At 53.6% G+C, this 13,944-nt stretch carries 12 protein-coding genes; 7 read left to right on the forward strand and 5 right to left on the reverse strand.

From position 1 onward, the window contains the following. Positions 1–470: 470 nt before the first annotated feature. From PLIM_RS24120 to PLIM_RS08450, 3 genes are all read right to left on the reverse strand, one after another. Entirely contained in the window at positions 471–686 is a 216-nt protein-coding gene (locus tag PLIM_RS24120) for a hypothetical protein (protein ID WP_148227041.1), read from the reverse strand. A 295-nt stretch (positions 687–981) separates the two neighbouring features. Then, complete coding sequence (locus PLIM_RS08445) at positions 982–1,986, reverse strand: DUF1559 domain-containing protein (RefSeq protein ID WP_013109890.1); 1,005 nt, start codon at positions 1,984–1,986, stop codon at positions 982–984. Positions 1,987–2,238: 252 nt separating this feature from the next. Continuing rightward, positions 2,239–3,159, reverse strand: coding sequence for a ThuA domain-containing protein (locus tag PLIM_RS08450; RefSeq protein ID WP_148227042.1), 921 nt, complete (start codon positions 3,157–3,159; stop codon positions 2,239–2,241). A 369-nt stretch (positions 3,160–3,528) separates the two neighbouring features. Between PLIM_RS08450 and PLIM_RS08455 the strand changes: the two genes are divergently transcribed. Both PLIM_RS08455 and PLIM_RS08460 read left to right on the forward strand, forming a co-directional pair. Beyond that, on the forward strand, positions 3,529–5,499 hold the full coding sequence (locus PLIM_RS08455) for a tetratricopeptide repeat protein (RefSeq protein WP_013109892.1): 1,971 nt from the start codon (positions 3,529–3,531) through the stop codon (positions 5,497–5,499). A gap of 213 nt (positions 5,500–5,712) precedes the next feature. Further along, positions 5,713–6,474 carry a polyprenol monophosphomannose synthase gene (locus PLIM_RS08460; RefSeq protein WP_013109893.1) on the forward strand — a complete coding sequence of 254 codons (762 nt, stop codon included), beginning with the start codon at positions 5,713–5,715 and terminating at the stop codon, positions 6,472–6,474. On the opposite strand, the gene panB is transcribed toward PLIM_RS08460, so the two are convergent. Further along, the gene (gene panB, locus PLIM_RS08465) at positions 6,475–7,320 is read right to left on the reverse strand and encodes a 3-methyl-2-oxobutanoate hydroxymethyltransferase (protein ID WP_013109894.1); all 846 of its coding nucleotides are present in this window, start codon (positions 7,318–7,320) and stop codon (positions 6,475–6,477) included. Positions 7,321–8,260: 940 nt separating this feature from the next. Here panB and PLIM_RS08475 point away from each other — a divergent pair. The 5 genes from PLIM_RS08475 (at position 8,261) to PLIM_RS08495 (ending at position 13,039) form a co-directional block, all read left to right on the forward strand. Next, complete coding sequence (locus tag PLIM_RS08475; protein ID WP_013109896.1) at positions 8,261–9,310, forward strand: NAD(P)/FAD-dependent oxidoreductase; 1,050 nt, start codon at positions 8,261–8,263, stop codon at positions 9,308–9,310. A gap of 93 nt (positions 9,311–9,403) precedes the next feature. Next, positions 9,404–10,585, forward strand: a complete 1,182-nt coding sequence (locus tag PLIM_RS08480) for a M24 family metallopeptidase (RefSeq protein ID WP_013109897.1) — start codon at positions 9,404–9,406, stop codon at positions 10,583–10,585. Between the two features lie 47 nt (positions 10,586–10,632). After that, complete coding sequence (locus tag PLIM_RS08485) at positions 10,633–11,652, forward strand: NAD-dependent epimerase/dehydratase family protein (RefSeq protein WP_013109898.1); 1,020 nt, start codon at positions 10,633–10,635, stop codon at positions 11,650–11,652. A gap of 258 nt (positions 11,653–11,910) precedes the next feature. Further along, positions 11,911–12,441 carry a thioredoxin family protein gene (locus PLIM_RS08490; RefSeq protein WP_013109899.1) on the forward strand — a complete coding sequence of 177 codons (531 nt, stop codon included), beginning with the start codon at positions 11,911–11,913 and terminating at the stop codon, positions 12,439–12,441. A 259-nt stretch (positions 12,442–12,700) separates the two neighbouring features. Beyond that, positions 12,701–13,039, forward strand: coding sequence for a hypothetical protein (locus tag PLIM_RS08495; RefSeq protein ID WP_041401426.1), 339 nt, complete (start codon positions 12,701–12,703; stop codon positions 13,037–13,039). Between the two features lie 21 nt (positions 13,040–13,060). Here PLIM_RS08495 and PLIM_RS08500 read toward each other — a convergent pair whose 3' ends face one another. Continuing rightward, a complete protein-coding gene (locus PLIM_RS08500) occupies positions 13,061–13,882 on the reverse strand; it encodes a phytanoyl-CoA dioxygenase family protein (protein ID WP_013109901.1) in 822 nt (273 codons plus the stop codon). Positions 13,883–13,944 lie beyond the last annotated feature (62 nt).

The raw sequence follows: 13,944 nt of genomic DNA on the forward strand, positions 1-13,944 counted from the left end.
ATCAGCAAAAGACAGGCCGTGAGTCAAACATCCGATGTATGTCCTGACCCACACTATCATCGGTGAGATTAGTCACAGAGAGTCAACAAATCAACACCCATCAATACTTAAGAATGTGTGATTTTTCGAGAATTAACCCATTGCCCAGAAACGACTTAGTACACACACCATCCATGCTGGTATAACTACCAACACAGCATATTGACACCACTTAGATTGCGAGGTCAGGTATTCACTAGAGTCGAACGAAAAGGATCGGCATCACTCTTTAGTCAACGAGGCACAACTCAAGGGCGAGTGGAGAAAATGCCGCCTTCGCTTCATGTGGCATGAAATGAGCAAGCCCCTACTTTCGTAAGGGCTTGCTCATTGAAAATCTGCTTTTCGGAGCTTGAACACGGCACATGATCAATCACAGTTAATCATGCCGCAACAGGCTGAATACAGATTGCTGCAGCTGCTCAAATCAATCATTGGCTCGGGAGCTTTTTGAGGAGTTCTGCTGCGAGCTTCTTGCGGGTTGCTGGATTCGGATTACTGGTCGCGGCGTCGAACTCTGCCTGCAAGGCGGCTGTCTCGACGCCGGGTACAGAAACTTTGCCAAGTTCTTCACGGATCACGCTGACACCACTATCTGTCTGACCTGAATTCGAGAAGAACGTCAGCCACTCACGAACACGATCCAACGAGGTTGTTTCTTTAACTTTTTGAGCGGGAGCATACTTCTGCTCACCGGAGCTGCACCCTGAAACAACTGTTATGGAAAGAACAATTGCTGCGAAAGTTGCATAACTTCTGATCATGTTGGCTCCGCAAAATTCTAAGTGTTTTATCGAGATCGAGCTGATGAAAAAATCTTGAGTTCAAGCAATAGGAGTGATTGCAGTCAACGATTTCAAAAGTATCCCCAATCGTCGGGACGGAATAAAAACACCACTGCAGGAAGAACCAGCAGTGGTGTTTGGTCGTAAACAGATCGAGTTAGAAGTCGCCTAATGGATTCCCATCGGCACGGGCGCCCGCTCTTTGCCATAATAACGTGTCAATGTTCTCACTGATGAAGCGAACGGTTCCATCACCCATGGCAACATGTGCACCGCCAGTATGGCGACTACGGGCAGGAGCAATTGAAGATCGGTCAGCACATAATCCAAAGCCACCACCATAAGCTGCCGAACGGAATTTCCAGTTGGGGGTTGCCGCAGTGTTAAAGAGTGTCTGGTGAGGATAGGGTGAGGTCCAATCACTGCCACATGCACTCAAAGAACCTTCAGCTGTTGTTGAAAGCCCATTGAGTACCGCCCCTTCGGTAGCAAGTTCTGCAGCTGTGGGAAAATCGTTGTTAGCGAACGTGGGGTTTGTCGGATTACGCACGATGTCGGAATCCGATGTTCCGTTCTGATTGTTATCTCCCTTTAACAGTTCACCCAGAATGACCACATTGGATGAACCGTCCGTAATATCCCGGAAGTTCATTTCGCGCCCCTGGGTGATTATCCCATTGGAAACGGATCCAACAGAGGTCGCAGTCATTCCGCCCCAGTTATTCCAAGCGGAACCTGTACAGCCTGCGTAGTTATTACCTGGCTGTGCACCACCGTAGGGACGGTCTGACGGGCAAACAAAAGCTGCAATCTTCGAATTACGTGCGGTGGCGTTGGCCCCGTTGTCATAGGTGACGTTCATGTTCCATGTGTTGAAGAGGGGCGTCTGATCCACATAGGGAAGAATCGACACGACCCAGGAATGTCCATGCCAGCCACTCCCGGTCGAAGGCCAGTAAGCGCCTTTGGGAAACATGTTGTAGACGTCGTGATAATTGTGCAGTGCCAATCCCAACTGCTTCAGGTTGTTACGGCACTGGGTGCGACGGGCTGCTTCTCGGGCCTGCTGAACGGCGGGCAACAGCAATGCGATCAGAATGGCGATGATGGCGATCACCACTAACAGTTCAATCAACGTGAATCCGCGGCGAAGTGACTTCATAGAATCTTCCTGAAGATGTGAGAGAAAAGACATGATCATCAAGTATAGACATCAACACATCTCCATGCAAATCCCAAGTCTCTTTGCCAACAAAAAATTCAGGCACGCGCAAACTGTTTGATTATTAGTAGTTACAAAAAACACAGGTGCCAGAACTCTCTTGCAAATTGAGAATTCTGACACCTGAATTGCTGTCTTGAGTGAAAATACTCAAGAGCTGGCGACGCCTTGAGTGTTTTCAACTGATCGAACTTAACGTGAGACTGGCAAAGACTTTTCGGGGATTGGCTTTAATCCGGGGAGCTCAATGGGTGTGATGCCGCTCCCTTCGTAGCCTGGCACTGGCTGGCCATTTTCCTGCAGTTTGTCGACTGTCCAGAGCACGCCCCGGGTGACGACTCCCAACCACTCCTCGCTCAGCATCGTCTCATTGGGATGCCCCAAAGTGGTGCCAAACACCTTGGTTTTTCCCAATGTGTTCAACCAGATCACAGGATGCTCGGTCTTGGTTTGAGGTCCGAACGCGGTCGCGAGCGGAGTGCAGTTCGGCCAAACCTTTTCAATGACATACAATTCATCGGTCGGCGTAATCCACTTTTCGGGAAAGCCCTGCATAACAGGGTGCTGGGGCATGGCGTTGACGACATTTATTGGCCGTGCCTTTTCGTGCCAGCGTGAGGTGACGCCAATCAGTTCCCGCCAGCCATCGGCAATATCACCCGCATTGCGATAACTGTGCATCGAGCAATGAATGAAAATTGCCGGCTTCCCTTCCATGTGCGCCTTCAAGATCTTGCGAATAAAGGCTTCGTCCTTAACGTCGCCGAAGCATTCGTTGTGGATGATCACGTCGTAACCATCGGCCCAGTTCGCCTCGTTGTATTTCGATACTTGATGGTCCTTTTTGCCATCGCCTTCTTCAACCACATCGACCTGAATCCGCGCCCGCTGTGCCAACCCTTTCGAGATGATGATTCCCTGCCTTGGATAATCGTGGCAGCACCCACCTGAAATCAGCAGAGCACGAATCGGTGACACCGTTTCGCCAGCTTTGGCGGCAACAGGCTGTTCTTCTTGCGCATCAGCGACATTCCCGAGCGATAACGCCATGACACCACAGGCCAGCATCGCAATTGCCAAGAAGCCCCGAGTTTTATTGAGAGATTGATCCATTTGCATCTGCTGCCTCGTCTTTAGAAGTGATCGATTGAAAATGTTGGCAAAGCTCTCCGGTCTCCCTTAGGCCTGAGTTCGACCGATCATATCAACGGTCGGTGACCAATAACATCTTCCCGTTCACTTTACGATCCGTGAGATAACTTCTTCTTCCCGGAAGCTGCCTTGCAGATGGCGACACTCATCACGAATGTCGATCGAGCTGAACTTTTCAGCAGCATCTTTACAGTTCATCAGCGGGGTGCGATACTTTATTCACGCTAGAACCTCACTGTCCCCTGAACTACCTGAAAGTTCTGAGCAGGTTCTGGCACGATGACCTACCGCCAGAGAGCAGTCTCAATGGCTTATTTTCGAGGTTGAACCATGCTTTCCAGACAGCAGCCTCTTTCCCATGACCAGAGTGATCCAGGGCAGGTCACGATTGGTGCCCATTCCTATCGGCTGTTGAGCAATGTCTCGCTGTTGAGCAATCTCGCGCTGTTGAGTAATGTCGCAATCATTCCGCACTTCATGAATCGAGCCAGCCGGTGTTCTGTCGATTGGTCTAAGTTCACAACGAACGCGTTGAAAACCTTGATCTGCCTGGTCGTCACTGGTGGCGGAATCTGTTCCCTTCCAACTGAAGCTGACGCCCAGCATCAACCCACCCCCCGAACCTCACGTTCCGCGTTCCCGCAAGGTCAACCTTACTATCCACCCCATGGTGGAAATTCTGGCTATGGTGGATATCGCGGACGATCGTATGGCGGCTGGGGTGTGGTCAGCACGCAAGGCCCGGGCTGGGTGGGTGGCACATTCACTTCCGGTGGCATGATCACTTACAACCTGCCGTTGTTCCCCGCTTATTATGGCGGCTGGGGCAATTACGGCGCAGTGCCGTATTACTCAACCTGGGGTGCCTTTGCCCCCGGCATGGCTGGGCCGATTGGTGGTTATTCCTGGGGTGTCACCCAGACCGGGCCGGGCTGGGGGCCACCCATTGGTGGCAGCGTCTACACACCCGTGCTGGGGCCCAACGGCTTCGAGAACAGGTATGTGGGGACCTATGGCCTTGGCCCTTTGGGTGGCAGCATTATCAACTCCCCTTCGCCAGGCGCTCCGCTCCCCGGCATTAATGGTGGTGTACCCATTGGTGCGGGAATCATCGGCCCTCAAGGAAACATGCAGCCCGGGAACATTCCCGGCGGCCCGATTGTCGATCAATTCGGGATTGATGCCGCTTTGGTCGATCCGGCCCAACGCCCTGTCGCAGCTTCCAGTCCCGACTCAAAAATCAAAAGCCTGGAGGCCCAAAGCCTGGGAGATCACTGGTTTCGCCAGCAGCAATGGGCGAAAGCCTTTACTGAGTACCGCAAAGCAGTGAGCCTGGCAGATGACCGGGGTGAAGCCCATTTCCGCACAGGTCTATGTCTGGCTGCCATGGGCCAGTTCACGTCGGCTGTAGCGTACTTCAAACGGGCTTTGTATCTGAATCCGGAAATCGCCCGAGACGGCGAATCACTTGTGATGCTTTTCGGCGAAGACCACGATCTCGCACGCTTGAATACGATTCATCGCGTCAGTGACTGGGTGCGCGGTGACATCCGAGATACCGACCGCCTGTTTTTGCTGGGGCTGCTGCTGCATTTTGATCGCGACCCGCGATCAGTTGAAGTTCTGACGGCGGGCCTGCAGATGGCTGGTCGCGGCCCTCATTTTGAAACACTTCTGGCCAGTCAGTTGGCTGCCGCGCAGCCAGCCCCTGGCGAAGTACAAGATCAACTTCCTGCCATCCCTGGACAAAACCCTTCGGGATTGAATCCACCCCCGTCTGATCCATTAACGAACCAGCCCCCGCGGTCTTTGGGGCAGGGGGTGGCACAGCCGCAGCCCAGGTACTCCCCTGTGAATCCTCCCACGTCGAGCTATACAGTCATTCAACCACGTGGCGCCCGCAGCAATCCCACAATTCCACCGCGAACCTTGCCTCGGGAACCGCTGTTTGACCCTGCTCGTCCAGAACCAGTCCCTCAGAGTGATTTACCACCGTTACCATCAAAAAACGTCATTGATCAGCAGCCACCTGTCCCGGCGATCCCTCAGGAAGCAGGCCGGGATTCGCTGCCAATGCAGCCTTCGCCTTTGCCGCCCCCACCAGTCGCACCTCTTCCTGAGGACGGACCACCCACCAGACCGACGGTTCCTGAAGCGGGCAGTTCCGGCAATATGCCAGTCGTCGTCCCCCAACTCCCTGGTATGAGCGGAGCGACAGCCGGAACTTCAAAGCAAGTTCCTACAAAACCCAAACCACCCGTCAGCAGCACTGGTCCCATGTTGCCACCTCCCAGCCCGTAATCCATGATCCCAGACTCTGAAGGGGCGATTACAGTCAACTTTCGTCGATTCAAACAGTTCTCAGAATTCGTTCGAAGCGATGTCACCAAATTGAGTTGCATGGGGCTCGACAACAGGCGAGATTACGTCCAACTTTCGCCATTGGGCATCAGATGAATATGTTTCCATCGATGTCGCGTTATTGAGTCACCACCTGATTCTGGACAGGGACGCATGAGCAATGTGCACGACGCACAGATTCTGATCTCCATCTGTACTTACAACGAAAAGGAGAACATCCAAAGGCTGCTCCCCATGATCCGGGAAGTCCTGCCTGCCGCACACATCATGGTTGTGGATGACAATTCACCAGATGGAACGGCCCAAGTCGTGCGCGACTTATCGCAAACCGACCAGCACATCGAGTTGTTTCTCAGGCTGAATAAAGAAGGTCTGGGAGCTGCACAACTGGCCTCCTTTCGTAAAGCCTGCGAAAGCTCTTTTGACTATCTCATCAACATGGATGCAGATTTCAGCCATCACCCGCGCTATTTGCCATCGTTGATTACCGCGATGGGAACCGCCGATGTGGTGATCGGTTCCCGCTATGTGCCGGGTGGTGGAGTCCAGGGCTGGCCCCGGAGTCGCCGGCTGATGAGCTTTCTGGTGAATCTTTATTCGCGGACACTGCTGGGCATCAAGGCTCGAGACACCAGTGGTGCCTACCGCTGCTACCGGCTGGAGACATTGCGGCAAGTGCCTCTTGATCAAGTCCGTTCCCGAGGCTACGCCTTCCAGGAAGAGATCCTCTTCCGGCTGGTTCGCGCTGGTGCTCGCGTGGTCGAAGTCCCCATCCTCTTTGAAGACCGTCAGCACGGCCAGTCAAAAATCAACTGGAAGGTCGCCCTGGTGGCACTTTGGGACATGTTCTGTGTCGCAACTGAGCGACTTAGCCGCCAACCCGTCAAGCAGGAAATCTCGACTCAGGCAGAATAATTACGAATGCGTATGCTCCGGCCCGGGAAACTGGCCAGCATGGACTTCCTGCACATATGCGCGGGCAGCACTGCGAATCTGCGAGTCGATCTCAGCAAACCGCTTCAGAAACCTGGGTGAGAAACCTGGCGTGATCCCCAGTAAATCGGGCCCCACGAGAACCTGTCCATCACAATGTGGGCCAGCACCAATGCCAATGGTCGGAATTCGCAAAGATTTGGTCACCAGTTCGGCAATCTCCGAAGGAATCAGTTCGAGGACAATGCCAAAAGCACCAGCCTCCTCGGCGGCTTTCGCATCAGCCAGAATCACGTCGGCATTGCGTTGAATCCGGCCCAATCCGCCCAATTTGTGCATTGCCTGTGGTCTTAACCCCACATGGGCCATCACGGGGATATCGGAATCAGCAATCCGGCGAATCGTTTCGGCCTGCAAGGCACCACCTTCCAGTTTGACCGCCGCCGCCCCGGTTTCTTTGAGGATGCGACCGGCATTCGCCACTGCCTGATCGCCATTCACCTGATAACTCATGAATGGCAGATCGACGATCACCAACGCCCGCTGACAGGCCCGAGCCACGATTTCACCATGATAGATCATCTGGTCGATCGTGACAGGCAATGTTGAACTGCGACCTTGCACCACCATTCCTAAAGAATCTCCCACCAGCACCGAATCGACGCCCGATTCATCAAAAGCTCTGGCCATGAGGAAGTCGTAGGCTGTCGCCATGGCCAGTTTTTCGCCGCGAGCTTTGGCTCCCTGGAAACGGGGAACTGTCATCCTGGGGCCAGTGAATGATCCTTCAGCCTGACCGTGAGGAAGGAGTGGGGCATGGTGCGACATGATGAAAATTTGAATCTCATGGGTGAACAGAGCATAGAGAGCTGCCGTCGATGATGGCCAACCATCCCCAGCGAGACAACTTTGGCAGACTGAAGTTCAGACTTAAACTCTGAAAATGTCGCCAGACACGCCGCGATCAGCGGCTCGGCAATCCCAAAACACGTGGTGCATCACCTCAAGTCATCACATGAACGACAATGTGCCGCACATGAGGAAGTGACCACACCCACCAATGCACAGACGATCAAAATATGTGATAAACCGAAAGAAAAGTGTTCTTAAGAACACTTTTCATGTGATATTCTAGCACATCGACCAACGCCAAGTGTTTATTTTTGCTGCATCATTTTGCAACAACCACCTGTGCGATAATCGATCACCGACTGGTTAACTGGTGGGTGATCTCACAATTCCTGCATTCGAAAGCGCTAGAACTCGGTCCAATCTGAGAAACTCAGAATTGGCATAGAACGTGCCATTGTAGCGTAGCATGAGTCGCGACAGGCGTTGGCCCGCACTTGTCGTTACTTATGAAAGGGTGACCTGCTCTCTCAGAGTGGGTCACCCTTTCTGCTTTCTACCCCGCACGATTTCTCACTTCTCTCCTCATGTCAGCCCAATGCTCGCCCACGCCAACTCACCAAAGCCATCATCGCTCAACACTGATACCTTCCAGACTGAACTGCTTGCATGATTCCGAAACGGGAAGACTGAGGGCAGCATGCTTGCACGACGCCCTTCTCAGTTGACGGCTATCAGTGCTGGACCTGCTGCGAATCCCGATCCTACCGCAAAAGTTCTCCAGCCAACTCAGCTCCGAGATCACTCCCGGGCATTTCACTCCCGTGGATTGATGGAACAGTCAGCCACCTGTATTGTTCCCTTATTAGAGATGGTCTTTTGACACGAAGTTCGACGAAGAGATCTGTGGAGTAGCGCTGTGACAGAACGAGTTGTCATCATCGGTTCCGGCCCGGCAGGATGGTCAGCAGCAATTTATGCGGCTCGCGCTAGTCTCGAACCCCTGGTTTTTGAAGGCGCCATCTCCGAAGAGAACCGCATTCGTGGGACTCTGCCACTGGGTCAACTCGCTCTCACAACCGAAGTTGAAAACTACGCCGGCTTTCCGGCAGCCAATCTCACACAATTTCTGGAGACGGCACTTCCCAAAGAACGTCGGCAGTACATGGCACCACACTCAGGCCATGGAGTGACCGGGCCGGAACTGATGGAACTGATGCGTGCCCAGGCAGTGAACTTTGGAACCAGGATTATCACTGCAGATATCGTTTCCGCCGATCTTTCCCAGCGGCCTTTTGTGCTGAAAACTTCTGACGACACCGTTGTTGAAGCTCATTCGCTGATCATTGCGACGGGAGCCCGTGCCAATTATCTGGGTCTGCCCAGCGAAGATCGATTTAAAAACTATGGTGTCTCGGCCTGTGCGGTTTGCGATGGAGCGTTACCTCGCTTCCGCAATAAGCCACTGGTGGTCGTCGGTGGTGGTGACAGTGCCATGGAAGAAGCAACTTACCTCTCCAAGTTTGCTTCCAAGGTTCATCTCGTTCATCGTCGCGATGAATTCCGCGCCAGCAAAATCATGGCGGCCCGTGTGCTGGACAATCCTAAAATTCAGGTCGAATGGAGCTCTGCCGTCACCGAGGTTCTGGGGGATGACCAGCACGGTGTCACTGGTGTGCGGCTGAAGAGTCTCAAAGATGATTCCGAGCGAACACTCGAGGCAGCGGGGATGTTCTGCGCCATCGGCCATACACCAAATACCGATTTTCTTGCAGGGCAGATTGAAACGGACGACAAAGGTTACGTTGTCTATAAGACGCCGTTCCGCACAGAAACTTCCGTCGAAGGTGTGTTTGCCGCTGGTGATGTCGCCGACAGCTACTATCGCCAGGCGATCACCTCAGCCGGCACGGGTTGTATGTCGGCACTCGATGCCGAACGCTGGCTGGCCAGTCAGGGAATTCACTAGCACTTGCCCAGCCACGTTTGAAGATGCTTTCCAAAATCTCAGAATAAAACCCCGGTCGGTTTTTGACTGGGATATCCCCTGCAGGAAATGAATATGCTGACCAAAGATGGCGTTCTCGGGCGAAGACAACGGCTTTGGAATACAATCCCTTCGCGGTTTGAATGGCTTCTGATCGCTGACCCGAGGCATGTTCAATACCTCTCGAACTTTCTTGTGAACCCGTTGAGTTTTTCAGCGGGTGAACGTGCCTGGCTCCTGCTGGAACGATCGGGCAAGGCCACTCTCCTGGGCGACAACTTTACCCTCCGTTCGAGAGCCATGGAGCCGGTGGTCGATGATGAAGTGATGATCAAGTGGTATGACCACCAGCATTCCGTCATCAACCGCGATCATGCGCTTCTGGAAGCGGCTAGGCAGATCGCAGATCGTTTGTATGGTCGCGTAGGTGCTGTCGAAGCCGAATGGCTGCCGCTGGGTGCCTTCGAGGTCTTGGGGTTAGATCACGAATCTCACTCGATAAAGCGAGAAGCCGGAGACGGCCTTCCCGATAAGTTCCCTGTCGATCTCGGAACGACGATCCGATCGCTGCGTCGCCAAAAAGATGCGGACGAAATCGCCTTGCTGAAGCAATGTATGGCGGCAGGTGATGCTGGCCATGCCTTTGCAAGAGAATTTGTGGCGACAGGACGAACTGAACTCGATATCTACCTGGGAGTACAGCAGGCAGCACTTTCGGCTGTTGGCCGCACAGGGCTCGTCTACGGCGACTTCCGAGCAGCCACTAAAGAAACACCCAAGTCGGGGGGCTTGCCCACAAATTATGCTCTCCAATCGGGAGATATGTACATTCTCGATTATTCGGTTTGTCTGGATGGTTATCGATCCGACTTTACCAATACGATCTGCGTGACCGAACCAACTCCAGAACAGCAGAAGCTCTATGATGTCGTGATGGCCGCACAGCAGGCGGGCGAAAAAACACTCAAAGCGGGTCGACCTGCCAAGGATGTATTCGCTGCCGTTGAAGCCCCCATCATTGAAGCCGGCATGAAGGATCGTTTCGGACATCATGCCGGCCATGGAATTGGTCTGGCACACCCCGAACCACCAGTGCTGGTTCGCGACAGCACGGATACTCTGCTGGCTGGTGATGTGGTCACTCTCGAACCTGGACTCTACGTTCCCGGAGTGGGTGGGATTCGCATTGAGCACAACTACCTCATCACCGAGACAGGTTACGAGCGGCTCAGCCAGCATGTGATTGCATTGAGATAATCTTCCTCATCCCTGTTTGACTCTCTTTTGTGGCCGATTGAAAATACATGACAGATGCGATTGGTTCGGTTCGTCCTCGCCGGGTTCTTGTGACGGGTGCCGGTGGATTTCTGGGGGGCGTGCTGGCCCGTCGTTTGCAAGCTGAGGGACATCAGGTCGTCACGATTCAACGTGGCGATTACCCTGAGCTTGCGAATGCAGGAATCGAGTGCCATCGCGGCTCGATTACCGACCTTTCTGTCCTTTCACGAGCCATGGAAGGATGTGAAACCGTCTTTCATGTGGCAGCCAAAGCCGGCGTGTGGGGATCGTGGCTCGATTACTTTCGCACGAATGTGCAGGGGACTCAGGCTGTCATCGATACCTGCAAACAGGCACATGTCCGCCAGTTGGTATTCACCAGTTCTCCGAGTGTGATCTTTGATGGGAAAGATCAGGTCGGAGTGGATGAATCCTACCCCTATCCAGCTTCGTATATGGCTCATTACCCGGCCACGAAGGCCGATGCTGAACGACGGGTCTTGAATGCCAATCATGAGAGTTTGCAGACGATTGCACTCAGGCCCCATCTGATCTGGGGGCCCGGAGATCCCCATTTGATTCCACGAGTACTGGATCGCGGCCAGAAGGGGAAGCTACGCCGGATCGGAAATCGTGAATACCTGGTCGATGCCGTCTACGTTGATAACGCTGCCGACGCACACCTGCTGGCGATGAATGCACTCGATCGAGGTATCGGCGGAGGGCAAGCCTACTTTGTGACCAATCAGGAACCGTGGGAGTTATGGAAGTTGCTCAACGCCATCCTCGCTTGCCGTGGGATCGCTCCCGTCACAAAAAAAATCCCGGCCGTTCTGGCGAAATCGATGGGGGCACTGTTTGAGACCACTTACCGACTCCTCGGGAAAACGTCCGAACCACCCATGACCCGTTTTGTCGCCAGCCAGCTTTCGACCAGCCATTGGTATTCCCCAGTGAAAATTCAGCGAGACTTGGGGTTTTTTCCTAGGATCTCGATGGACGAGGGGTTGCAGATGCTGGCGAAGTCATTGACATCCCCATCCTGACCAAAGCCTCGATTCCTCCAGCCCCTCCCAAACCTCACTCCTCCCACATTGACATAAATCACCCCTCAGCTTCCCAGTCATCCCGAATTCACGGAATCTCCGGCAATTTCCGCCATTTCATTGGCGTCACTGATTCATTTCACTTACCCTTTCCCGGTGGTTTAGGAAGCTTTTGTCGATTCCGCTGACTTTTCCGACAAGGATAACAACGGCGGTTTTCGAGCAATTGGTACGGATGCCCTTAGGGAGTGAATCTGAATGGTTTTTGCAGAGCGCAGGATGTGCGTGGTACTCGCAGTTTTGAGTGCAGTTGTCTGTCAGACATGGCTAATACTTGCCGCCGAACAAAACAGCCCTCCCGTGACTCCTCAGGTGCCGGCAGCACCTCAGAGCATTTCCTGGAGAGCCAGCTATCGAAAAGCCTGGGATGAGTCCAAAGCCACAGGCAAGCCTATGCTCATCAACATCTCGGCCAAATGGTGCCTCGCCTGTCGTACACTCGAACAGCAGACGCTTAACCAGCCGCAGGTGCAGCAGATGGTGAATGAAAATTTCATCGCGGTGCAACTGGATGCGGATGCTCATCGCGAACTCGTCCAGTCCTTCCGTGTCACTGGATTGCCCACCTGCCTGGTGGTCGCTCCAGATCTCACCATCGAAGACCGCATTATCGGCATGCAGCCAGCCAACACATTTACTGGCCGCCTGTCAGAATCTGTCAGACCCGACATCGAAATGGCCAGTACTCCGGCACCGGCCTCCGCAACTCAACCAGCCAATGGCATCTAATTGCCGTTGCATCTCAAAGTGAGTCGTTCAACCTGCAGAAAACACCAGCGGATCTCCGCTGGTGTTTTCATGTACACGCACGGAATTGCCGGTTTTCATCAGAGTGGCAATTGCATCGATTGCACTGTTCTGAGACTTCACCATATCGTTTTCGCGATGCCGATCCGATGACCAGTGACGTCACGGTGGGCGCAGGAAGTCATGGACAGGTCAACCAGAGCAGGGGTGCTCTTAACTGCCTGAAGATGAAAGCAGCAACGTGCGTGATATCTCGTCTGTTCGATCACTCAACGATCTTCGAGACTTTGTGCATCAGGAACTCTGTCGCTTCGAAAATCTGCTGGCAGAGCAGTTTCAACTGACCGAATCCCGTATTCTTCGCCAGGGAGAACTCTGCGGCTTACAGTTTATGCTTCAGGGCCCGCGGAGTGTTCGCCTCAACGCTGTCTGGGCGGCAGACAAAAACGATCTTTATCTTTACAACGCCCGCGGTGAGCGTTGCGCCAAACTTAAGGTCTCGACTCAACTCTCGACGGAATTGAGCCAGACAGGGTTTAGCCAGACAAAGTTAAGCCAAACAGACTCATCGGCTGCCTGAGTCGTTGTCTCTTCCCAGGCGCTAACTGGTCATCGAAGGGGTCAGCAGCAGTTCGGGCATGGAGGCTGACCGGCTTCCTGCAACCGGCAGATTGTCTCCACCACGAAACGTGAACACGACCGAGTATTTCGTATCGTTTGTGGTGTTTCGATCAGCCGCATGCAAAGCCAGGCAGTGGAAAAACAGTACATCGCCGGGTTCTAGCTCAACGAATTCCCGACGGGCAATCCACTCTTGATTCTCCGGTAAATCGGTCCGGAAAAACAACGCGTCATCCAGTCGTTCGCGGCTCAATTTCTCTCGATGGGAACCTGGAATCACCTGCAGGCAGCCATTCGCGCGCGTTTCGTTGCCCAGTGCCAGCCACACATTCACCAGATCGGGCTTGGTGTAGCTCCAGTAACGAATGTCCTGATGCCAACCTGTCTCGCTGCTGTAGGCAGGCTGCTTGGTCATAATGCAATTGTGATGGGCCAAAGGACAGATCACACGCGGCCCCAGAATCTGTTGCAAACGCCGCACCAGCTTCGGCTGCCCCAACCATTCACTAAAGACATAATCCCGCGTCAAGGCCTGCTTCAGTCGACGGATTGTCCGTCCACCTTCTGCTTCAAACGATGCCGGCGACCCTGGGTATTGCAACTCGGCTTCGTATTCGACGGGAGCAATGTGTTCATCCAGCCCCCGGCGAACGACTTCCATCATCCGCTGACGACTCTCTGATGTCCCCAATCCCCGGACAACGACGTACCCTCGCTCACGGAACTGATGGATTTCATCGTCAGAAAAAAAATCGCCGGGTAACTGGCTGGCCGTCGAACTGGAATTCGGGATGTTGGTCACTCTGGTCTCACAACTCACAAAATCGATCTCGATCAACAACTTTCAGAACAGACTCCCCAGGA

This window comes from Planctopirus limnophila DSM 3776, from assembly GCF_000092105.1.
Taxonomy (GTDB): Bacteria; Planctomycetota; Planctomycetia; order Planctomycetales; family Planctomycetaceae; genus Planctopirus; species Planctopirus limnophila.